The 22,297-nt window shown below is 67.4% G+C and carries 21 protein-coding genes and 1 tRNA gene; 11 read left to right on the forward strand and 11 right to left on the reverse strand.

Going from position 1 to position 22,297, the window contains the following annotated elements:
• Nucleotides 1-58 precede the first annotated feature (58 nt).
• The 8 genes from sucD to AADI75_RS08905 form a co-directional block, all read right to left on the reverse strand.
• Nucleotides 59-949: a succinate--CoA ligase subunit alpha gene (sucD, locus tag AADI75_RS08870; protein ID WP_341208673.1), complete on the reverse strand. Its 891-nt coding sequence runs from the start codon at nucleotides 947-949 to the stop codon at nucleotides 59-61.
• 52 nt (nucleotides 950-1,001) lie between these two features.
• The gene (locus AADI75_RS08875; protein WP_341208674.1) at nucleotides 1,002-1,292 is read right to left on the reverse strand and encodes a GIY-YIG nuclease family protein; all 291 of its coding nucleotides are present in this window, start codon (nucleotides 1,290-1,292) and stop codon (nucleotides 1,002-1,004) included.
• A 63-nt stretch (nucleotides 1,293-1,355) separates the two neighbouring features.
• Nucleotides 1,356-2,321 carry a malate dehydrogenase gene (gene mdh / locus AADI75_RS08880; protein WP_341208675.1) on the reverse strand — a complete coding sequence of 322 codons (966 nt, stop codon included), beginning with the start codon at nucleotides 2,319-2,321 and terminating at the stop codon, nucleotides 1,356-1,358.
• A 117-nt stretch (nucleotides 2,322-2,438) separates the two neighbouring features.
• Nucleotides 2,439-3,533, reverse strand: a complete 1,095-nt coding sequence (zapE, locus tag AADI75_RS08885; protein ID WP_341208676.1) for a cell division protein ZapE — start codon at nucleotides 3,531-3,533, stop codon at nucleotides 2,439-2,441.
• 291 nt (nucleotides 3,534-3,824) lie between these two features.
• On the reverse strand, nucleotides 3,825-4,607 hold the full coding sequence (locus tag AADI75_RS08890) for a succinate dehydrogenase iron-sulfur subunit (protein ID WP_341208677.1): 783 nt from the start codon (nucleotides 4,605-4,607) through the stop codon (nucleotides 3,825-3,827).
• Between the two features lie 139 nt (nucleotides 4,608-4,746).
• Nucleotides 4,747-5,217: a VOC family protein gene (locus tag AADI75_RS08895; RefSeq protein WP_341208678.1), complete on the reverse strand. Its 471-nt coding sequence runs from the start codon at nucleotides 5,215-5,217 to the stop codon at nucleotides 4,747-4,749.
• Complete coding sequence (locus AADI75_RS08900; protein WP_341208679.1) at nucleotides 5,217-5,993, reverse strand: VOC family protein; 777 nt, start codon at nucleotides 5,991-5,993, stop codon at nucleotides 5,217-5,219. Before AADI75_RS08900 ends, AADI75_RS08895 begins: the two co-directional genes overlap by 1 nt.
• Nucleotides 5,990-6,406 (reverse strand): VOC family protein, encoded by a 417-nt coding sequence (locus AADI75_RS08905; RefSeq protein WP_341208680.1) that lies wholly within the window; start codon nucleotides 6,404-6,406, stop codon nucleotides 5,990-5,992. The genes AADI75_RS08900 and AADI75_RS08905 overlap by 4 nt, the downstream gene beginning before the upstream one ends.
• Before the next feature lie 201 nt (nucleotides 6,407-6,607).
• Between AADI75_RS08905 and cobS the strand changes: the two genes are divergently transcribed.
• From cobS to AADI75_RS08950, 9 genes are all read left to right on the forward strand, one after another.
• Entirely contained in the window at nucleotides 6,608-7,612 is a 1,005-nt protein-coding gene (gene cobS / locus AADI75_RS08910; RefSeq protein WP_341208681.1) for a cobaltochelatase subunit CobS, read from the forward strand.
• Nucleotides 7,609-7,902, forward strand: a complete 294-nt coding sequence (locus AADI75_RS08915; protein ID WP_341208682.1) for a nucleotidyltransferase domain-containing protein — start codon at nucleotides 7,609-7,611, stop codon at nucleotides 7,900-7,902. Before cobS ends, AADI75_RS08915 begins: the two co-directional genes overlap by 4 nt.
• On the forward strand, nucleotides 7,880-8,233 hold the full coding sequence (locus AADI75_RS08920) for a HepT-like ribonuclease domain-containing protein (protein ID WP_341208683.1): 354 nt from the start codon (nucleotides 7,880-7,882) through the stop codon (nucleotides 8,231-8,233). The genes AADI75_RS08915 and AADI75_RS08920 overlap by 23 nt, the downstream gene beginning before the upstream one ends.
• A 127-nt stretch (nucleotides 8,234-8,360) precedes the next feature.
• A complete protein-coding gene (locus tag AADI75_RS08925) occupies nucleotides 8,361-8,639 on the forward strand; it encodes a type II toxin-antitoxin system prevent-host-death family antitoxin (protein WP_341208684.1) in 279 nt (92 codons plus the stop codon).
• Complete coding sequence (locus AADI75_RS08930) at nucleotides 8,632-9,024, forward strand: type II toxin-antitoxin system VapC family toxin (protein ID WP_341208685.1); 393 nt, start codon at nucleotides 8,632-8,634, stop codon at nucleotides 9,022-9,024. The genes AADI75_RS08925 and AADI75_RS08930 overlap by 8 nt, the downstream gene beginning before the upstream one ends.
• Nucleotides 9,024-10,847 (forward strand): cobaltochelatase subunit CobT, encoded by a 1,824-nt coding sequence (gene cobT / locus AADI75_RS08935; protein ID WP_341208686.1) that lies wholly within the window; start codon nucleotides 9,024-9,026, stop codon nucleotides 10,845-10,847. The genes AADI75_RS08930 and cobT overlap by 1 nt, the downstream gene beginning before the upstream one ends.
• Before the next feature lie 40 nt (nucleotides 10,848-10,887).
• Nucleotides 10,888-11,190, forward strand: coding sequence for a ribbon-helix-helix domain-containing protein (locus AADI75_RS08940; RefSeq protein ID WP_341208695.1), 303 nt, complete (start codon nucleotides 10,888-10,890; stop codon nucleotides 11,188-11,190).
• Nucleotides 11,191-11,222: 32 nt separating this feature from the next.
• Nucleotides 11,223-13,625 (forward strand): TonB-dependent receptor, encoded by a 2,403-nt coding sequence (locus AADI75_RS08945; RefSeq protein WP_341208687.1) that lies wholly within the window; start codon nucleotides 11,223-11,225, stop codon nucleotides 13,623-13,625.
• 108 nt (nucleotides 13,626-13,733) lie between these two features.
• On the forward strand, nucleotides 13,734-14,417 hold the full coding sequence (locus AADI75_RS08950) for a Fe2+-dependent dioxygenase (protein WP_341208688.1): 684 nt from the start codon (nucleotides 13,734-13,736) through the stop codon (nucleotides 14,415-14,417).
• Nucleotides 14,418-14,421: 4 nt separating this feature from the next.
• Here the strand turns inward: AADI75_RS08950 and AADI75_RS08955 are convergent, their stop codons facing one another.
• From AADI75_RS08955 to AADI75_RS08965, 3 genes are all read right to left on the reverse strand, one after another.
• The gene (locus tag AADI75_RS08955; protein ID WP_341208689.1) at nucleotides 14,422-15,117 is read right to left on the reverse strand and encodes an FkbM family methyltransferase; all 696 of its coding nucleotides are present in this window, start codon (nucleotides 15,115-15,117) and stop codon (nucleotides 14,422-14,424) included.
• Between the two features lie 457 nt (nucleotides 15,118-15,574).
• Complete coding sequence (locus AADI75_RS08960; protein ID WP_341208690.1) at nucleotides 15,575-20,203, reverse strand: NAD-glutamate dehydrogenase domain-containing protein; 4,629 nt, start codon at nucleotides 20,201-20,203, stop codon at nucleotides 15,575-15,577.
• A 73-nt stretch (nucleotides 20,204-20,276) separates the two neighbouring features.
• A complete protein-coding gene (locus tag AADI75_RS08965) occupies nucleotides 20,277-21,509 on the reverse strand; it encodes a hypothetical protein (RefSeq protein WP_341208691.1) in 1,233 nt (410 codons plus the stop codon).
• A gap of 157 nt (nucleotides 21,510-21,666) precedes the next feature.
• Here AADI75_RS08965 and AADI75_RS08970 point away from each other — a divergent pair.
• Together AADI75_RS08970 and AADI75_RS08975 are read left to right on the forward strand one after the other, a co-directional pair.
• A tRNA-Thr gene (locus tag AADI75_RS08970) sits at nucleotides 21,667-21,742 on the forward strand.
• Between the two features lie 192 nt (nucleotides 21,743-21,934).
• Nucleotides 21,935-22,132 carry a hypothetical protein gene (locus AADI75_RS08975; protein ID WP_341208692.1) on the forward strand — a complete coding sequence of 66 codons (198 nt, stop codon included), beginning with the start codon at nucleotides 21,935-21,937 and terminating at the stop codon, nucleotides 22,130-22,132.
• Nucleotides 22,133-22,297: the final 165 nt, after the last annotated feature.

Consider the following 22,297-nt stretch of genomic DNA (forward strand, 5'->3'; position numbering starts at 1 on the left):
GAGCGGCCCGCCTGCCGCTCTGGATCCCGGCCTTGCCGCCGGAATGACGTCGATCGTCTTACTTGTTGAGCACGCTCAGCAGCGTCGAGCCAAGCTCCGAAGGGCTTGCTGCGACCTTGATCCCGGCGGCTTCCATCGCGGCGATCTTGCTCTCCGCATCGCCCTTGCCGCCCGAGACGATCGCGCCGGCATGACCCATGCGACGCCCCGGAGGGGCGGTGCGGCCCGCGATGAAGCCGGCCATCGGCTTCTTGCGGCCGCGCTTGGCCTCGTCGATCAGGAACTGCGCCGCCTGCTCCTCGGCGTCGCCGCCGATCTCGCCGATCATGATGATCGACTGCGTTCCCTCGTCGGCGAGGAACAGTTCGAGCACGTCGATGAAGTTGGTGCCGTTGACCGGATCGCCGCCGATGCCGACCGCGGTGGTCTGGCCAAGCCCGGCGTTCGAGGTCTGGAACACCGCCTCGTAGGTCAGCGTGCCCGAGCGCGACACGACGCCGACCGAGCCCTTCTTGAAGATGTTGCCCGGCATGATGCCGATCTTGCACTCGCCCGGCGTCAGCACGCCCGGGCAGTTCGGACCGATCAGCCGCGACTTGCTGCCCGACAGCGCGCGCTTGACGCGCACCATGTCGAGCACCGGAATGCCCTCGGTGATCGCGACGATCAGCGGCACCTCGGCGTCGATCGCCTCCAGGATCGAGTCGGCGGCGAAGGGCGGCGGCACGTAGATGACGCTGGCGTTCGCGCCGGTCTTGGCGACCGCTTCCGCGACGGTGTCGAAGTTCGGCAGCCCCAATTCCTCATGGGTGGTGCCGCCCTTGCCCGGCGTCACGCCACCGACCATCTGCGTGCCGTAATCCAGCGCCGCCTTGGTGTGGAAGGTGCCGGTCTTGCCGGTCATCCCTTGCGTGATGACCTTGGTGTTCTTGTCGACGAGGATGCTCATCGGGTGCCTGTACCTTCTAGCCGTCACCCCGGCGTAGGCCGGGGTCCAGTTGCTACGCCAGCGTCGGAAAGAGGTCGTGCCAGTCGGGGTTCATCGCCTCGATCTGGCGCAGCTTCCAGCTCCGCCGCCACTCCTTCATCTGCTTCTCACGCCGGATCGCATCATCGATACGATCATGCACCTCGAACCAGACCAACATCTTGCACCTATATCGGCGGGTGAAGCCTTCCGCGACGTTCTCGCGATGCTCCCACACGCGCTTCAACAGGTCGCTGGTTACGCCGATGTAGAGCGTTCCGTTTCGACCGCTCGCCATGATGTAGACGTAACCGCGCTTCTCCATATTCCGTCATCCTGACTGCGGTCGGGACTGGACCCCGGCCTTCGCCGGGATGACGGGCAGGGCTTACTTCTCCAACGAACCGTCGATGCCCTTGCAGGCGACCAGCAGTTCCTTGACCGCGTCGACCGAGACCTGAAGGTTACCCTTCGCCTCGTCCGACAGCTTGACCTCGACGACCTTCTCGACGCCGCCAGCACCGATCACCACCGGCACGCCGACGTATAGGTCGTCGATGCCATATTGGCCGCTCAGGTGCGCCGCGGCGGGCAGGATGCGCTTCTGATCATAGAGATACGCCTCGGCCATCGCGATGCCGCTGGTGGCGGGCGCGTAATAGGCCGAGCCGGTCTTGAGCAGCGCAACGATCTCGCCGCCACCACCGCGCGTGCGCTTGATGATCTCGTCGACCTTCTCCTTGGTGGAAAAGCCCATCTCGATCAGATCGGCGACCGGGATGCCGCTGACGGTCGAATATTCGAGCACCGGCACCATCGTATCGCCGTGACCGCCGAGCACGAAGGTGTTCACGTCCTTTACGGACACGCCGAATTCCTCGGCGAGGAAGTGCGAGAAGCGCGCCGAGTCGAGCACGCCGGCCATGCCGACGACCTTATTGTGCGGCAGGCCCGAGAACTCACGCAGCGCCCAGACCATCGCGTCGAGCGGGTTGGTGATGCAGATCACGAACGCGTCGGGCGCGTTGTCGCGGATGCCTTCGCCGACCGCCTTCATCACCTTCAGGTTGATGCCGAGCAGGTCGTCGCGGCTCATGCCGGGCTTGCGCGCGACACCGGCGGTGACGATGATGACATCGGCGCCCGCGATATCGGCGTAGTCGTTCGAACCCTTGATCGAGGCGTCGAAGCCCTCGACCGGGCCGCATTGCGACAGGTCGAGCGCCTTGCCCTGCGGCACGCCCTCGACGACGTCGAACAGGACGATATCGCCCAGACCCTTGAGCGCTGCGAGGTGCGCGAGCGTGCCGCCGATATTGCCGGCGCCGATCAGCGCGATCTTCTTGCGGGCCATCCCATCCCTTCCGTCGTTGACGTGTGAATGGTCATGCCGCCTACGCCCTTCGGGGGCAGGGGGCAACCCGTAAAGCGCGCATCGCCAAACTTAAATTGCAAATGGTTCGCAGCATCATTAGTCGCTGCCGTGCCCTTCGGTAAGGTAGCTTTCGGAGCGCATTTCCTCCAGCCGGCTGACGGTGCGCTGGAACTCGAAGGCGCCGTCGCCGCGTGGATAAAGCTGGTCCGGCTCGGCATCGGCGGACGCCAGCAGCTTGACCTTGTGTTCGTACAAGGCATCGATGAGCTGGACGAAGCGCGCGGCCTCATTCCGGTTATCCGGTCCCAGCACCGGGATGCCGACGAGGATGACCGTGTGGTAACGCCGGGCGATCGCGAGATAGTCGGCGGCGCCACGCGCCTCGCCGCACAGCTTCTTGAACGCAAAAACCGCCACGCCCTTCAACGTCTTGGGCACGCGCAGCGGGCGGCCTTGGACGATCAGTTCCTCGGCAGGGACGTGCTGGCGATCCTCTGGCGGATAGTCGGTCAGGCGGAAGAAGGCGGCGGAGAGGTCGGCGGTCGCCTGCTCGCCGTTGGGCACGCACCACGTCTTCTGCGAGCCGAGCCGGTCGCGACGGTAATCGACCGGACCGTTGAGCGCGATGACGTCGAGCCGCTCCTCGACCAGCGCGATAAACCCAAGAAAATGCTCGCGGTTCAGGCCGTTCTTGTAGAGGTCGGACGGGGCGCGGTTGCTGGTCGTCACCACGGTCACGCCGGCCTCGATCAACGCGGTGAACAGCCGCGAGAGGATCATCGCGTCGGGCGAATTGGTGACCATCATCTCGTCGAAGGCGAGCAGCCGCGCCTCCTCGGCCAATGCCTCGGCGACCGGGAGGATCGGATCGCCCTGTTCCTTGCGGCGCTCGACGGCGATGCGCGCGTGAACCTCAAGCATGAACTCTGCGAAATGGACGCGGCGCTTCTTCTCGATCTCAACATGATGAAAAAAGAGGTCCATTAACATGGACTTGCCGCGGCCGACGCCGCCCCACATGTAGATGCCACGCGCCGGAATCGTGCGGCGTCGGAACAGGCCCGCGGTGCGCGGCTTCTCCAGCTCGGCGGCCAGCGCGTCGAGGCGGGCGGCGCCGGCGGCCTGTTCGGCGTCGGGACGCAGTTCGTCGGCCGCGATCAGCGTCTGATAGGCGGCGAGCACCTTGCCCATGTCGTTCCTTCCAACGTCGATGTTGCTGTGCACAATAAACGGCTGCTTTGGGCGAGCCGGCGCGAGGGATCAAGTCGCACGCCGGGAGCGGCGGGTGTCGCGTTTGACGCAGCGGGGGCCAACGTGACCCCGAAAATACCCCCGTTCGGACGCGTGCGGTGGCGCAACGAAGGCGATCCGGGCAACAAACGGCGGCCCCGGTCACGAACGGGAGCACAAAAAAACCAGCGCCCCTGACGGGACGCTGGTTCGTGTTGCTTCGCGCGCGGCGACGGCGGCGAGCGCCTGACGTCAGACCAGCCGCTCGACTTCCATCTTCTTGATCTCCGCGATCGCCTTGGCGGGCGACAGCCCCTTGGGGCAGGTGTTCGCGCAATTCATGATCGTGTGGCAGCGATAAAGGCGGAACGGATCCTCCAGCGCGTCGAGCCGCTCGCCGGTCATCTCGTCGCGGCTGTCGGCCAGCCAGCGATACGCCTGGAGCAGGATCGCCGGGCCGAGGAACTTGTCCGAATTCCACCAATAGCTGGGGCACGAGGTCGAGCAGCAGGCGCACAGGATGCACTCGTACAAACCGTCGAGCTTGGCGCGCTCCTCGGGCGACTGAAGCCGTTCCTTGCCGGCGGGCGGCGGGGTGACGGTCTGCAGCCACGGCGTGATCGACGCATATTGCGCGTAGAAGTGCGTGAAATCGGGGACGAGATCCTTGATGACGTCCATCGCGGGCAGCGGCGTGATCTTGATCTCGCCCTTCACGTCCTCGATCGCGGTGGTGCAGGCGAGACCGTTGCGCCCGTCGATGTTCATCGAGCACGAGCCGCAGATGCCCTCACGGCACGAGCGACGGAACGTCAGCGACGGGTCCTGCTCCGCCTTGATCTTGATGAGCGCGTCGAGAACCATCGGTCCGCATTCGTCGAGATTGACCTCGAACGTGTCATAGCGCGGGTTCTGCCCCGAGTCGGGATCGTAGCGATACACTTTGAAGTTGCGCATCGTGCCGCCCGGTTGCGGGGAAGGATGCTTCTGCCCGCCCTTGATCTTGCTGTTCTTCGGGAGCGTGAACTCGGCCATGCGCGCGTCTCGTCTTCGTCAGGGATCGTCGGCGCACAGAAGGCGCACCGGCGCCGTTACTCGGGCGGCGGGTACACGATCGCGAGGCTCGCCGCAAACATGCCCGTCGCCCGCCTAGTTAGCTATTATACCCCGCGGCTCAAGAGGCGATCGCACGTTCCAGCGCCGCGACGTCGATCCGCACCATCTCCATCATCGCCGCCATCGCCTTCGCCGCGTGCTGCGGGTCGTTCATCAGCTCGGTCAGGCGGCGCGGCACGATCTGCCACGCCACGCCCCAGCGATCCTTGAGCCAGCCGCATTGCACCTCGGAGCCGCCATTGGCGAGGAAGGCGTCCCAATAGCGATCGACCTCCGCCTGATCGGCGCAGTCGACCGACAGCGACATCGCCTCGCTATGCGTGGGACCGGGGCCGCCGTCGAGCAGCGCGAACGGTCGCCCGGCGAGCGTAAATTCGACCGTCAGCACCTTGCCCGCCGCGCCGCCGGGATAATCGAGCGGTGCGCGCATGATTCGGTCGATCGCACTGTTGGGGATCAGCGCGGTGTAGAAGCGCGCCTGTTCCTCGGCGGTGCCATTGCACCAGATCCATGTCGTGACCTTGTCCATCACGCCGCCCGCGGCCCGACGAACCCGATCCGCGCGCCATCCGGGTCGGCGGCGACCACCGAGAAGGCATCGCCGGGGATCGGGTCGGGGCCTTGCAGCACGGTGCCACCCATCGACGTCAGCCGTGCGATCGCCGCGTCGACGTCCTCGACCTCCGCGTAGAACAGCCAGCCGGGCGTGCCGTTCGGCAGCACCGGCATCGTCGCGCCGATACAGGTCGGTCCGGCGTCGACGAAGCGATACTCGCCGAGCGGCCCCATCGACATGCCGCGCTCCTGGGTCCAGCCGAGCAGCCGGGCGTAGAAGGCCAGCGCACCGTCCTGATCGGGGGTGGTCAGTTCGTTCCACACCATCTGCCCCGGCGCGGTTTCGGGCGGCACGGCGAAGGCGCGCGACGGCTGATCCATCGCCCCGCGCATCACGTAGAACGGCTGTCCCTCCGCATCGGCGAGCAACGCCATCCGGCCGACCCCGTCCATGTCGACCGCTGGCATCAGCAGCGTGCCGCCTGCCGCCTGCGCGGTGGCGATCGCGGCGTCGACGTCGTCGACCCCGATATAGAACAGCCAGCCGGCGCGGGCATTCGGATCGGGGCGCGGCATCAGCCCGGCGACTCCTTCGCCGCCGGCGGTGCTGACGATCCGGTAGTCCATGCCCGCGACGTCGCCCGAGGGCGCGACCTGCCAGCCGAACAGCCGTTCGTAGAACGCCTGCGCGCGATCGGCGTCGACGGCGTGATATTCGTACCAGATCGGGGTTCCGTGCGGATTTCTCATGCTGCGTCTCCGGTCGGGGCAGAGTCGCCCATATCCATGTGGACGGTTTCCCACGTATGACCGTCCGGGTCCTCGAACGCGCCGCCGTACATGAACTGCTGGTCGACGATCGGGCGGGTTTCGCGGCCGCCCGCGCCGCGTGCCGCGGCGTGGATCGCATCGACCGCGGCGCGATCGTCGAACGACAGGCACAGCAGGGCAGCGCTTACCTGATGCGTGTCGGCGATCGGCTTGTCGGTGAAGGTCGCATAGAAGCCGTGGTCGAGCAGCATCACGCTGATCGCATCGGACCAGCGCATTGCGGCGGCGACGTCGTTCGAGAAGTCGGGGTTCTTCTCGAATCCGATCGCTTCGTAGAAGGCGGTCGACCGCGCCACGTCGGCGACCGGCAGGTTGATGAAGATCATCCGCATCGCGCTCGTCCTCTCCGAGTCGTTGTCACGCCATCATGCGCGAAGGCGCGGGCGCGGGAAATGGCGGAAACCGGCGCGAAGCGCGCGCGTTCAACCCCCGTCCTCCAGCCCCGACCCGGCCGGGCGAGGCGTGCGGCGGGTTGACGCGGGCGCGCCGGCTTCGCAGTGGTTCGGCAAACTCCAGCGAAACGGCGCCAACGCATGACCGACATCCCGAACACGCAACCCGACAGCCGCGAGTCCACGATCCTCGATGCGCCCGACAAGATGGTGCGCGTGCGCGACCTGTTCGGGATCGATTCGGACATGGAGGTGCCGGCCTTCTCGGTCGCCGACGAGCGCGTGCCCGATCTCGACCCCGCCTATGTCTTCGATCCCGACACCACGCTGGCGATCGTCGCGGGCTTCGCGCACAACCGCCGCGTGATGGTGCAGGGCTATCACGGCACCGGCAAGTCGAGCCATATCGAGCAGGTGGCGGCGCGGCTCAACTGGCCGTGCATCCGCATCAACCTCGACGCGCATATCAGCCGCATCGACCTGATCGGCCGCGACGCGATCGTGCTCAAGGACGGCCAGCAGATCACCGAGTTCCGCGAAGGCCTGCTGCCCTGGGCGCTGCAGACCCCGACCGCGCTCGTGTTCGACGAATATGATGCGGGCCGCCCGGACGTGATGTTCGTGATCCAGCGCGTGCTGGAGACCGAGGGCAAGCTGACGCTGCTCGACCAGAATCGCGTGATCCGCCCGAACCCGTATTTCCGGCTGTTCGCGACCGCGAATACCGTCGGGCTCGGCGACACCAGCGGGCTTTATCATGGCACGCAGCAGATCAATCAGGGGCAGATGGACCGCTGGAACGTGGTCGTCACGCTCAACTATCTGCCGGCGGTCACCGAGGCGCGGATCGTGCTCGCCAAATCGGGCGAATATGACAAGCCCGAGGGCAAGAAGCTGGTCGAGTACATGGTGCGCGTCGCCGACCTGACGCGCAAGGGCTTCGTCAACGGCGACATCTCGACCGTGATGAGCCCGCGGACCGTCATCACCTGGGCGCAGAATGCGTTGATCTTCGGCGATGTCGGGTTTGCGTTCCGGCTGTCGTTCCTGAACAAGTGCGACGAGGCGGAACGCGCGCTGGTGGCGGAATATTATCAGCGCGTGTTCGGCAAGGACCTGCCCGAAAGCGTGGTGGCACACGGATGACACGCGCCGAGGCATTGCGACGGCTCCGTGCGCATCGCGACGATCTGCGGGCGATGGGGATCGAGCATGTCGCGATCTTCGGGTCGACCGCGCGTGGCAGTGCCGGTGCGCAGTCTGACCTCGACCTGGCAGTGCGACTTCGCGACGACATGCGACTGGGATGGGACTTTTTCACGCTCGACGAACGCGTCGCCGCGCTGCTGGGCGTGCCAGTCGATATCGTCACCGAACCCGTTTCGCGTCCCCGCCTGCAAGCCGAGATCGACCGTGACCGCATCGACGCTTTCTGACCGCACGCGCTCCCGGTTGCGCGACATGGTCGACGATGCCGATCGCATCCTGGGCTTCGTGGACGGAATGACCCTTGCGACATTCGTCGCCGACGAACGCACGGTCTTCGCGGTCGAGCGGTTGCTCCAGCGGATCACCGAAGCGGCCGTGCAGATCGCTCCTGCGGAGGCGGCGCTGCTCGGACCCGATGTTCCCGTCGCGAAGATGAGGGCCTTCGGCAATCGCCTGCGTCACGAATATCGCGATATCGCCCGTGACGTGATCTTCGACCTTGCAAGTATCGAGGTGCCGCTGATCCGTGCGGCTGCCGAACGGGCACTGGAGCGCTGATGACCACCGACGCCGCCTCATTTTGTTCGCCGGCGCGTGTTCGGCAAGGACCTGCCCGAGAGCGTGGTGGCGAAGGCTTGATGCCGGGGGTGGACCAAGCTACTTAGTCCACCCAAGGAGACGGGCGATGGCCGAGGCCGATCCGCAGAAGACGTTCAACGTGCACGAGGCCAAGACGCAGTTGTCGCGGCTGATCGAACGCGCCCATGCGGGCGAGGAGATCGTGCTTGCCAAGGCGGGCGTGCCTTATGCCAAGCTGGTGCCGATCGACCCGCCGGTGCCCGCCCGGCGGACGCCGGGGCGGTTCAAGGACTTGCTCGGCGACATCCCCGATTCGGTCTGGTTCGAGCCGTTGTCCGACGACGAACTGGACGCGTGGGAAGGGAAGTATTCCAACATTGTCTGACGTCTACCTGCTCGACACCCATGCGCTGATCTGGTGGTGGGGCGCAGCGGATCGCCTCTCGCCGATGGCAAGCGAGATTCTGTCCGACCCGCGCAACACCATCATGGTCAGTGCGGTGTCGGGGCTGGAGATCGCGACCAAGGTACGGCTCGGGCGGTTGCCGGTGATGGCGGAGCGGGTCACCGATTTCGACGCCGCGATCCTGGCAGAAGGCTTTCGGCATCTGCCGATCGGGCATCACGTCGCCGTACGAGCCGGCTTGATGGCCGGCGCGCATCGTGATCCGTTCGACCGCGTGTTGGCGGCACAGGCGCTGGCGAGCGACGTTCCTCTCCTTACTCGCGATCGTGAGATCGCCCGCTTCGGCTGCAAGGTTCTTTGGTAATGGCCACCGATACTCCCCTCGACCGCTTCAAGGCCGTGCTCGGCGGGACGGCGCGTGCGCTGTCCGACGAGGCGGAGCTGGAACTCGCCTATACCGCCGATGCGCCGGCACAGTCGGGCAAGCATCTGCGCGTGCCGATGCCGGCGCGGACCTTGCCCGCCGAGCAGGTCGCCGAGGCGCGGGGGTTTGCCGATGGCTTTGCGCTGCGGCTGCGCCACCACGACGACGCGCTTCATGCGCGGGGTGCGCCCGCCGAGGCGAATGCGCGGTCGGTCTATGATGCGATCGAGAATGCCCGCGTCGAGGCGCTGGGCAGCCGCGGCTATGACGGGATCGCCGACAATCTGGCGCGCGCGCTCGACGTGCGGCTGCGCAGCGACCCGATCACGCGCGCGCGGACCAGGAGCGAGGTGCCGCTCGGCTCGGCACTGGGGCTGATGGTGCGCGAGGCGCTGACCGGGCGGCTGCCGCCGGCCGAGGCCGAGCCCGCGCTGGCGCTGGTGCGCGAGTGGATCGACGGGAAGGTCGACCTTTCCGCGCTGGCGCTCGCGCTCGACGATCAGCGTGCCTTCCAGGGGCTGACGCGCAAGCTGCTTGAACAGCTCGAACTCGTCGAGGGCGAGCAGGAGCCGCAGGACAGCGACGAGGGCGGCGAGGACGAGGAAGGCGAGGAGGGGCAGGATACCGACGAGGCCGACGAGGGCGAGGCGGAAGGCTCTGAAGGCGAGTCCGAGGTCGAGGCGCGCGGCCAGCAGCGCGACGACCAGGCGCAAGAGGGCGAGAGCGAGCAGCTCGAGGGCGACGATATCGACGACGCCGAGGGCGAGCCGGGCGACGACGGCGAGGAGGGGATGCAGCCGGTGCGCCCCAACCGCCCGCCCGCCGATCTGGCCGCGCAATTCGACTATAAGGTCTGGACCGAGCGCTTCGACGAGGTGGTGGCCGCGACCGAATTGTGCGACGCTGAGGAACTGGCGCGGCTGCGCGGCTATCTCGACCAGCAGCTCGTCCATTTGCAATCGGCGGTGTCGAAGCTGGCCAACCGGCTCCAGCGGCGCTTGATGGCGCAACAGTCACGGTCGTGGGATTTCGATCAGGAAGAGGGCTTGCTCGACGCCGCGCGGCTGGCGCGGGTGGTGGTCAATCCGACGCAGTCGCTGAGCTACAAGATCGAGCGCGACACCGATTTCCGCGACACGGTGGTGACGCTGCTGATCGACAATTCGGGGTCGATGCGCGGGCGGCCGATCTCAATCGCGGCGATCAGCGCCGATATCCTGGCGCGCACGCTGGAGCGGTGCGGGGTGAAGACCGAGATCCTCGGCTTCACGACGCGCGCGTGGAAGGGCGGGCAGAGCCGCGAGACGTGGCTCGCCGCCGGACGCCCGCCGCAGCCGGGGCGGCTCAACGACGTCCGCCACATCGTCTACAAACGCGCCGACGAGCCGTGGCGGCGCGCGCGGCCTGCGTTGGGGCTGATGATGCGCGAGGGGCTGCTCAAGGAGAATATCGACGGCGAGGCGCTGTTGTGGGCGCATGGCCGGATGATGGCGCGCCCCGAGGAGCGGCGCATCCTGATGGTCATCTCGGACGGCGCGCCGGTCGACGATTCGACGCTGAGCGTCAATTCGGGATCGTATCTGGAGCGGCATCTGCGGCAGGTGATCGCGTGGATCGAGAAGCGGTCGCCGGTCGAGCTGGTCGCGATCGGGATCGGGCACGACGTGACGCGCTATTACAGCCGCGCGGTGACGATCATGGATGCCGAGCAGCTTGGCGGGACGATCATCGAGCAGCTCGCGGCGCTGTTCGATGCGGAGTGACGTCGTTCGCTGCGAAGAGTGACGAGTGCGTGTGGCCGACATGATCGCGTCACCGCCCGGCGGGTTCGTCGGCCCGGTCAAGCGCTCGGTCACGATCGCCGGGCACGCCACGTCGGTCAGCCTCGAGCCGGTGTTCTGGATCGCGCTGGAACGTGCCGCGCTCGCGCGGTCGCTGCCGCTGTCGGCGCTCGTCGCACAGATTGATGCGCTGCGGATCGTGCAGGAGGAGCCCCCCAATCTCGCCAGCGCGCTGCGGACGTGGCTCGCCTCCCATCCCGAACATTTTACGACATTGATGCGATCCAATCGCATTAGCGTTGACACTGAAAGTCACTCGCAATAGCTGGGCTTCCATAACAATGGGGGTTCACCAGCATGTCGTCGTCTTCCGCCTCGTTCCTTGCGCTGTCGTGCATCGGTTTCATCGCCTCCGCGCCGGCCTTTGCCGAGACGCCGGACCGGCCAGCGAGCGAACAGGACGGTCGCACGCGAATCGATCGCGACGACGTGGTGGTGACTGGCGCGCGCGAGCGGGCACCCGATCAGCTCGAAAGCCCGAAGGCGACCTCGGCGCTGCTCGATACGCCCCAGACGGTGACGGTCATTTCCGACCAGGTGCTGCGCAAGCAGAATCTGCTGACGCTGCGCGATGCGCTCCAGACGTTGCCCGGCATCACCTTCGGCGCGGGCGAAGGCGGGGGCGGCTATGGCGACAGCATCAACCTGCGCGGCTATTCGGCGAACAACGACATCACGATCGATGGCATCCGCGACAGCGCGCAATACAGCCGCACCGATCCTTTCAACCTCCAGCAGATCGAGGTCTATAACGGCGCCAATTCGGTCTTCAACGGATCGGGATCGGTCGGGGGAACGATCAATCTGGTCAGCAAGGAGCCGCGCCCGGAGGACCTGACGATCGCGCAAGCCGCGGTCGGCACCGATCGTTATTATCGCGCCGCGCTCGACGCCAACGAGCGGGTGAACGACACGATCGGCGTTCGGCTGAACGCGGTCTATCACCACAATGACGTGCCCGGTCGCGACGTCGAGAAGTACGAACGCTGGGGCGTGGCGCCTGCGGTGACGATCGGGATGGGCGCGCCCACCAGCCTGACGCTCGCCTATGTCCATCAGCAGGATCGCAACACGCCGCTGTACGGCATTCCGTTCTTCAACAACGATCTGGTCGGTGGGCTGATCACCGGGGCGGACCGCAGCGATTATTACGGCTATCGCAACCTCGACCGGCAGGACATCGACGTCGACCGGCTGACCGCGACGCTGCGCCATCAGGTCGACGATCATCTATCGGTCCGCAATCTCACGCGTTGGCAGCGCGTCGGGCAATATAGCGTCACCAGCGCGCCGCAGGGCACGTTCTGCCTGTCGACGGGCACGCAGCCGGTGCAGGTGGCGGGCGGCACGACCGGAGCGGCGTGTCCGTCGACGCTGCGCCCGGGGCAATGGCTGCCGTCGGGACCGCGCGGGCTGGTGCGCGATCAGGTGAACCAGCTTTTCGCCAATCAGACCGATATCCGTCTGGAACACGGCGAAAAAGGTGGCGTGCGCAACGTCGCGAACGTCGGCGCTTCGTGGATGGTCGAGGATTACAGGATCATCACCGGATCGCTGTTGCGCAATGCAGACGGCTCGGCGATCGCCGCGTTGCCGGTGCTGGCGATCAGCAATCCCGACACTGTCTATCGCGGGCCGATCAACTACGTCACGACCGCGCATTCGCAGTCCTCGACCCGCAACGTCGCAGTCTATGCGTTCGACACGCTGGAGCTGGGGCGGCATGTCGAAGTGAACGCGGGTGTCCGCTGGGAACAGCAACATGCCGAGTTCGACCAGCTTCCGATCGTCGCGGCGCCCGGCGTCACGCAGCCCGTGGCGGCACAGGCACGGCAGGTGAACCGCGAGCGGCTGTTCTCGTATCGTGCAGGGCTGGTGTATCACCCGATCCAGGACGTCAGCGTCTATGCCAGCTACGGCAACGCCAAGACACCGTCGTCGGCAAGCGTTCGCGCGGGCTGCGTCAGCGTCTCCAATGCGATCGTCACCAACACCTGCGACGTCGCGCCGGAGACCGCGCGCAATTACGAGGTCGGCGTAAAGGCCGGGCTGTTCGGGCGGCGGCTGGAGCTGACCGCCGCGGCGTTCCGCAACGAGCGGACCAATTACCGCATCCCGTCGAACGACCCGGCGTTGCCGACGGTGCAGGTGCTCGACGGACACAGCCGCGTCGACGGGATCGCGCTGGGTGTGTCGGGTAACGTCACGCGCGCCTGGACGGTTTTCGCCAATTACACCTATCTCGACAGCAAGGTGCTGCAGTCGGTGTCGGACTTCTGCCTCGCCAATCCGGGCGGCAACGGCTGCGGCAATACCGCCGCCAACCCCGATCCGCAGCGCGGCAGCCCGCTGGTCCAGACCCCGCCGCACTCGGGCAGCCTGTTCACCACCTACAAGCTGCCGTTCGGGCTCGAGGTCGGCTATGGCCTGACCTATCAGGGGGCGTTCACCACCTATGTCCCGACGCTCGCCAATGCCGCGCTGCTGAAGACCGACGATTACCTGATCCATCGCGCCTATCTGGCGTACAGCTTCCGCGACGGACTGACGATGCAGCTCAACGTCCAGAACGTCACCGACGAAAAGTATCTAACGAATGTCCGCAACAACATCAACGCGACGACCGGCGTGGTCACCGGCGGCTGGGCGATGCCGGGCGATCGACGGCAGGCGACACTGAGTGTGTTTTATAGTTTCTGACGCACGTACATCCGCTGTCATTGCGAGCGCAGCGAAGCAATCCAGTGTTTCGCGTGCTGCCCTGGATTGCTTCGCTTCGCTCGCAATGACGGTAGTAAAGGATCATTTATGCTGATCGCGATCCCCGACGTGCTGGACGCCGCGGCGCTGGCGCAAGTGCGCGCGACGATCGATGCGGCGGACTGGATCGACGGCAACGAGACGTCGGGGCCGCAGGCGGCGCTCGCCAAGCGCAACAGCCAGTTGCCCGAGGACGGCGCGGCGGCGCGCGCGGCGGGGGGCATGATCCTCGACGCGCTCGGCCGCACGCCGTTGTTCGTCGCGGCGGCGTTACCGGCCAAGGTGTTCCCGCCGCTGTTCAACCGCTATGCGGGCGGGCAGGATTTCGGCGTCCACGTCGACAATGCGATCCGGATGAAGCGCGGCAGCGATTTTCGCCTCCGCAGCGACCTGTCCGCGACGCTCTTTCTCGCCGATCCCGACAGCTATGACGGCGGCGAGCTGGTGATCGAGGAGCAGTTCGGGACCCAGGCGGTGAAGCTGCCCGCCGGGCATATGGTGCTCTATCCCGCCTCCAGCCTGCACCGGGTCGCGCCGGTGACGCGTGGGGTGCGGCTGGCGAGCTTTTTCTGGATTCAGTCGATGGTTCGCGACGACGGTGCGCGGCGCATCCTGTTCGAGCTGGATCAGGGCGTGCAGGCGGTGGCGGCGGCGCAGGGGCAAGGCGCGGCGGCGACGGTGCAACTGACCGGCGTGTACCACAACCTGCTCCGCCGCTGGGCGGAGGTGTAAGCGCTTATTTGCGCCGGAACAGGCAGTCGAACTCGACCGCGCAAGCCGGGTCGTCGACCATCGTGTTGACGGTGCGGAATTGCGCGGGGGTGAAGCCGAGCGAATCGATATAGGCGAGCGCCTCGTTGAACGACCACAGCCCCTCGTAGAGCGGCAGCACCGGCAATTCGAGGAGCAGCGCCGAGGTACGGGCCAGCACCGCCTGCGCGCCGTCCAGCACCGCGCGCTCGTGACCCTGTGTGTCGATCTTGAGCAGGATCGAGGTGGCGGGATCGGTCGCGAGCACCGAATCGAGCGTGGCGATCGGCACCTTCTCGGTACCGATCACGCGCGGGTCGACCGCGAGCCGCTCCGCCGTGCCGCCGTCGAGCGCGTGGAGCGAATTGAGCGTGTGGTTGTCGTAAAGGTTGATCTCGACCTCGCCGGGTTCGGCGCCCAGCGCGAGGCGCGAGACGGTCCATAGCGGAGTGCGCGCGGCCTTCTGCTCCAGTGCGGCGAAGACCTTGCCGACCGGCTCGAAAGAGTGGATGCGGCCGGTATAGTCGCGTTCCCGCACGCTTTCGGCGAACTGGCCGAGGTTGCCACCGACGTCGACGACCAGATCGATGTGCCGGGTCCGCAGGAAGTTGCCAAAGGTGGCCGCGCGCGCCGCCTCGATGCCGAAGCGGTTCAGGACCTTGTTCGCGAGCGCACCCAACATCTTCAACCCCCCGTCGTGCGGGGCGGGCATGTCAGAAGCGACGGGAGCGCGCCACTGTAAAGTTGGGTTGTGGAGGGGAGGCGGGCGCGGGTCCCGCGAATGTTGTGAATGTTGAGACGCTGACGGGGTCCTCGCGCGCGTTGAGGGGTTGGTGACCGCGCTGACCATTACGTTTCGGCGGCTCGTGCGGCACGTGCTTCGACAAGCTCAGCACCAACGGGGCGAGTGTGGGGAACGGCGGTGTCAAAGAGCTTCGTCATTGCGAGCGGAGCGAAGCAATCCAGGGCGTCCTGATCCGACTCTGGATTGCTTCGCTCCGCTCGCAATGACGGATCGTGGCGTTGTAGGACAGGCCCCACCCCAACCCCGCCGCAGGTAAACGATGCCCCGCATCGTTTAGGTCATGCTGGCCGCATGACCGACCTGCAACTCCCGAGGGGGGAGGGGTTTCAAGGGGTCAGCGGCCGAGGAGGACGCGCGCCTGTCCCGCGATCTGTGCGAGCATCGCCGCGTTGGGGGCCTGTGCATTACGCGCGCGGTCGATGACGGCGCGGAATTGCCCGACGCGCGCGGCGTTGCGCGCCAGCCATGCATCGACCAGCGCGACCGGATCGCCCGTGCCGCCGCGTCCGAGGAAGTCGAGCCGCAACTGCTGGAAGTCGCGCGCGAGCCCCGCGATCAGCAGCCGTTCCCACGGATCGCTGGGGTTGATGCGCGTCGCGGTGCCCTGCGCCCAGTCGAGCCCCAGCCCTTCGCCGAGCCGGGTGAAGGCGCGCGCGAGCTGGGTCTCGTCGATCGCGGCGCGTTCGCCGAGATCGGCGAGGCCGACCGCGCCGTCCAGCTCGAACAGCCGCACGACGCTGAGCGCGAGATCGTGCGGCGCGCCCGCCGCCTCCAGCGTGTCGGCGATGCGCCGCGAATGCGCGCGTGCCTCGTCGAGCAGCAGATCGTCGGTCGCCGCCGCGAGCCGGTCGATCCCGCCCGACAGCCGTGCGAGCACGGCCGAGGGCAGGGTGCCGGGTGCGGTGGCGCGGAGCAGGTCGGCGATCTGCGACCGCACCGCGACCGCGACCTCGTCGAACAGTGCGAGGCGTCCCGCTTCGGGCATCGCGGTCGTCTCAATCGCCTGCCACAGGGTCGCGAGACCGAACTGGCGTTCGGCGACGACGAACATCGCGGCGATGTCGGCCAGCGTCGCGCCTTCCTCCTCGGCCAGCTCGAACGGATGGAGGATGCCGATGCGGTTGACGATGCGGTTGGCGAGCTTGGTCGCGACGATCTCGCCGCGCAGGCGGTGCGCGTCGATCGCGGCGGCGAAGCGCTCCTGCATCGCATGCGGGAAGGCGGCGTGCAGGTCGGGGAGCAACGCATCGTCCTCACCGAGCGCCGAATGCTCGATCGCGTCCTGCAGCGACAGCTTCGCGGTCGCGAGCAGCACCGCCAGTTCGGGGCGGGTGAGCCCGCGGCCCTCGCCGGTGCGGCGCAGCAGGTCGGTGTTGTTCGCCAGCCCCTCGACCTGGCGGTCGAGCCGGCCCGATTCCTCGAAGACCTCGATCAACCGGACATAGCTGGGCAGCGCCTGCGCGCCGCCGCGCTCCGCGATCGAGAGCCCCAGCGTCTGGAGGCGGTTGTCCTCCAGCACCAGTTCCGCGACATCGTCGGTCATGCTGCCGAGCAGGAGGTTGCGGTCCTCGAACGATAGCCGGCCCTCGATCATCTCGCGGTTGAGCGCGATCTTGATGTTGACCTCGTTATCCGAGCAGTCGACGCCCGCCGAATTGTCGATGAAGTCGGTGTTGATCCGCCCGCCGCGCGCGGCGAAGGCGATGCGCGCCGCCTGCGTGACGCCGAGGTTCGCGCCCTCGCCGATCGCGATCGCGCGCAATTCCTCGGCATCGACGCGGAGACGATCGTTGGCGGGATCGCCGACGGTGGCGTTGTTCTCGGCCGCGGCCTTCACGTACGTGCCGATGCCGCCGAACCAGATCAGGTCGGCAGGGCTTTTCAGGATCGCCGAGATCAGCGCGGTCGGCTCCATGCGGTCGACGGCGATGCCGAGCGCGGCCTGCACCTGCGGGGTGAGGGGAATCGACTTCATGTCGCGCGCGAACACGCCGCCGCCTTGCGAGATCAGCGCGGTGTCGTAATCGGCCCAGCTCGAGCGCGGCAGCGCGAACATCCGCGCGCGCTCTTCCCAGCTTGTCGCCGGATCGGGGTCGGGATCGAGGAAGATGTGGCGATGGTCGAAGGCGGCGACCAGCTTGATCGCCTTCGACAGCAGCATCCCGTTGCCGAAGACGTCGCCCGACATGTCGCCGCAGCCGACGACGCGGATCGGCTGCGTTTGCACATCGACGCCGCGTTCGGCGAAATGGCGCTGGACCGACACCCACGCGCCCTTGGCGGTGATGCCCATCGCCTTGTGGTCGTACCCTTGCGACCCGCCGCTGGCGAAGGCGTCGCCGAGCCAGAAGTCGCGATCGAGCGCGATTGCATTAGCGACGTCGCTGAACGTCGCGGTGCCCTTGTCGGCGGCGACGACGAAATAGGGGTCCTCGCCGTCGAGGATCGTCACGCCCTGCGGGTGAACGACGGTGCCGTTCTCGATATTGTCGGTGATCGACAAAAGCGTGCGGATGAAGATGCGATAGGCTTCGGTTCCCTCCGCCAGCCACGCGTCGCGGTTCGCCGGCGCGGGAAGCTGCTTGGCGTAGAAGCCGCCCTTCGCGCCGGTCGGCACGATGACGGCGTTCTTGACGCGCTGCGCCTTCATCAGCCCGAGGATTTCGGTGCGGAAATCGTCGCGGCGGTCGGACCAGCGCAGGCCGCCGCGCGCGACCGGACCGGCGCGCAGATGGATGCCCTCGACGCGCGGCGAATAGACCCACACCTCGCGCCACGGCAGCGGGGCGGGGAGGCCGGGGATCTTCGCGCTGTCGAGCTTGAACGCGAGTGCCTCGTTCGCCGCTTCGGTGAAGGCGTTGGTGCGCAGCGTCGCGTCGATCACCGCGCGGAAGGCGCGCAGGATGCGGTCGTCGTCGATCCCGGTGACCGCGTCGAGCCCGGCGTCGATCACGCCCTGCGCCGCATCGGCGTCGGCGGTGGAGGCGGGATCGTGGAGCGCGGCGAAGCGCTCGACCAGCGCATGCGTGACGTCGCGGACGCGCGTGAGCGTGTCGACGACGTTGGCGGGGCCGTAGCTCATCCCCGCCTGCCGCAAGTAACGATACCAGGCGCGGAACAGCACCACCGCCGACGGCGACAGCCCGGCTTCCAGCATCAGCCGGTTGAAGCCGTCATCCTCGGCGCGGCCTTCGAGGACCTGCGCCAGCGCTTCCTGCAACGTGTCGGCGCTCGCGAGCACCGCGGGAATGTCCGCCTTGGTCTCGAGCGTGAAATCGTGGATCGAGCTGCGCTCCTCGTCGGTCAGCGCGGTCGGCATCTCCTCGATGACGCGGAAACCGAAATGTTCGAGCGCCGGCACCGCGTCGGACAGCGCGAGCGGGCCGCCCTGGCGATAGACCTTGAGGTGGAGCATCCCGTCGCCGCCGGCGGTGAAGCGCACCTCGCGATCGGCCTCGTCGACCAGATTGGCGATCGCGACGATGTCGCGCGCCGCCTCGTCGGCGGTCGCGCCGGTACGGTAGCGGACCGGGAAGGCCGCGGCGTGGCGCAGCGCCAGCCGCGCGGCGCGCGCCGGCCCGACCTCGTCCGCCAGCGCGGCCTCGATCGATGGCGCCCAGCCGCGCACCATCTTTTCGAGCTGCGCGTCAAGCGTGGCGGCATCGGGCAGCACGCCCGCACCGCGCAGGTCGATCGTGTAGCGGAGCAAGGCGACGCGCCCGTCCTCGACACTGGTCGACCAGTTGAGCACCTGGCCGTTGGCGGCCTCTGCGAGCATCTCCCCGATCGCGACGCGGCGCGCGGTGGTCATCTCGTCGCGCGGCAGCCACACGAACGCATAGAGGTGCCGACCGAGCGGGGAGGGGACCAGCACCAGCTTCGGGCGCGGGCGGTCGGCGAGGCTCATCGCGGTGAGCGCCAGTTCCTCCATCGACGCCGCGCCGATCGCGGTCATCAGGTCGTGCGGGAGCGTCGCGATCGCATGGGTCAGCGCCTTGCCGGTGTGGCCGGCGGGGTCGAAGCCGAACTTCGCCTCGCTCGCCGCCAGCCGCTGGCGCAGCACCGGCACGCTGCGCGGCGGCGCGTTGAGCGCGGCGGAGGTCCACAGCCCGGCGTGGATCGACAGCCCGGTGACGCGCCCGCCGGTGTGGATCGGCACCACCAGCAGGTCGAGCGGGACGCGGCGGTGGACCGGCGAGATCAGGCTCGACTTGAGCAGCAGCGGCGCCGAATTGCCCGCGACGAAATAGTCGATCGCCAGCCGCCGCGACCGGTCGGCGAGGATCGGCACCTCATGCTCGTTGACGACGATGCCGAGCGGGGCGGCGGCGTCGACCTTGCCATCGGCGTGCCAGCGCTCATGCCCGAGCAAGGTGAAATGCCGGTCGAGGAACCAGCGCAGCAGCGCCGCGCCTTCCGGGTCGCCGCCGACATCGTCGATCACCCCGGCGTCCGCGGCGAGCGTGCCCTGCATCGCGCGCCAGTCGCGCACCGCGACGCGGACGTCGGCGAGCAGGCGCTCGATCTCGTCGGTCAGCGCGCGACGGTCGCGCGCGTCGACGCGCTCCAGCTCGATATAGATCATCGATTCGGGCTTGCCGTCGACGTCCTCGATATCGGTCAGCCGCCCGTCGGCATCGCGCGACACGCGGATCACGGGGTGGATGACGCGATCGACCGCAATGTCACGGTCGCCGATCGCCGCCGCGACCGAATCGACCAGGAACGGCATGTCGTCGTTGACGATCGCCAACCGCATCCGCCGCCGCGCGCCGTCGCCGGGCAATTGCTCCAGCGCAAGCACCGGCGTGCCCGGCGCGCGCACCGCGGCGGTCTGCGCCAGGAAGGCCGCGGCCTCCGCCTGCTTGTCCTCGCCGAAGCCGGCAAGCTCGCCCGGCAATGCGCGATAGGTGAGCCGCGCCGCCAGCGCAGCAGACAGTATCTGAAGAGACTTTTCCGGCATGGGCGAAGCTATGCGCCCCTCGCGCGCCTAGCTCAAGCGTTGCCGCACTGCATCGGTGCAGCGTCGAATTGCATCAATGCAGCCGGCGCAGCACCTGCGCGGCGAGCTTGGCATCGTCGCCGACCGTGCCGACGACGACGATCCCGGTCGCGGTGGCGCGGCCGAGCAGCACGACCGGCGCGCCTTCGTCGAGCCCGCTGTCGATCGCCAGCTCGGCGAGTGCCGTCCGCTCGGCGAGCGGCAGCAGCGGCGCGGCCTCTTCGGGCTGGCGCAGGGCGCGTTCGCTCGCCACGATCCCCTTGATCCCGCCCTCGGCGCGCTCCAGCGCATGGGCGAGCGCACCCGCGCCGATACCGGTGCGCTGCGCCCAGGCGAGCACGGTGGCGGCCTCGGTCAGCCGCGTCTTGTCGTGATCCACGCCGAACACGAGCTTGGCGATCGCGGTCATCGGCGCGCGCGCCTGCACGCGGATGTCGTCGGCGGCGAGCAGTTCTTCCAGCCGCGCCGGATCGGCAGCGGCGGCGAGCGCGACATCGTACGCGCGGCCCAGCGCGCGGTACAGCGCCGCATGGCTGCGCAGGTGCGCGGTGCGGGCGGCGGCGGCGCTGTCGCGCGCGGCGGCGAGCAGTTCGTCGAGCGTCGTGGGCGCGACCTCCGGCTCCGGGGCCGGGGCGGCGGCGCACGGGCCGTCCGCCCAGACGCCGCCGGGCAGCGGATCGTGGCGCGGCGCGCGGATCGCCGCGGCCAGTTCGGCATCGAGCCCGGCCTGATCGTCGGCGGCGACCAGCTCCTTCCAGTTGATAACGCCGTAGATATAGTCGATCGACTGCGCATCCGACGAGAAGGGCATCAGGATGCCGCGATACATGGTGTTGTGCCCGCGCGTGCCGGTGAATTCGGCCTCGAACCCGATCGGCGCGCGATTGGCGATGATCTGCAGATAATGATCGGTCAGCCGCGACAGCAGCGAGCGCGACGGCACATCGGAGATCCGCGCGATCGACTGGTCGACCGCGCATTCCTCGCGCAGCGCGCGGCCGATGAACTGGATGGTGGGATCCTCGACGCCGGCGGAGAAATCGAGCAGCACGCTGTGCGGGCCGAAATCGGCGATGCTTTCCGGCTCCAGATCCTCGATCGCCGGATAGGCGCGGCCGCGCAGCAGCGATACCCAGTGATTATAGGCGCGTACCTGCATCCGGCGCTCGTCCGAGCCGACCGGCGCATGCGGTTCGCCGACGCCGCCCTCGGTGGGATCGTCGTCCTGGCGAAGATCGTCGTAGCCGCGTGCGCTGTCCATGCTCATCGTCCGTTCCGGCGAGCGGCCTGTCATTCGGCCGGATTCGCCCGACGCTTTTGCCGCGCGGATGGTAAAGGCCCGGTAAAGCCGCGAGACGCTTGTCAACGCCGTTTCCCGCTGCTAAGCGCCGCCTCCACGACGTTTCCCATGCGGAGACGCGTTGGCCGCTTTAGCTCAGCTGGTAGAGCATCGCATTCGTAATGCGGGGGTCACAGGTTCGAGTCCTGTAAGCGGCACCACCCACTTTCACTATTTTCGTGTTTTTACAGCGCATTGTTGGCGGCAAGCCTATGCGCGACCCCTCAGGCGTTCCCACATTCTGATGCGGCTTATTCCGAACAGGCGCGAACAGCGGCGGCTTAAGCGACTCGCTGTATAGGGCTTTTTCACGCTCACTGATGCAGTCGGTCTGGGTAGACAGGAGATCGACGTTGACCGCCTTCCACCCCGTTCCGCCAACAAAAGCGATCCAGCTCGTCGAGCTGGTCGGCGTCCCGAACGCAGCGCAGCTCATCCGCGACTTCACCGCAGCCGGGTTGGTGAAGTCCTACGCGCTGGTGCTGGAGACGATTGAGGCATCTGGCAGCAGGATATGCGTGCGGGGCGGCGTGCGCACCGTCATGCGTTGATCAACCTGTCGCGCCAGGTGCTACGTGAGGCGGCGCAGCGATCGGCGCAGGAGCCGGTGGGCACGGTCGAAATTCGGCTTGCACTGCATGTCCTTCGCCCGTTTGTGCGGGAGTGTGGATCGGCGTGGAAAAGGGACCCCGGTAGCGGGGTGATCGGCGTCGAAA

It is taken from the genome of uncultured Sphingomonas sp. (assembly GCF_964021865.1).
GTDB lineage: Bacteria > Pseudomonadota > Alphaproteobacteria > Sphingomonadales > Sphingomonadaceae > Sphingomonas.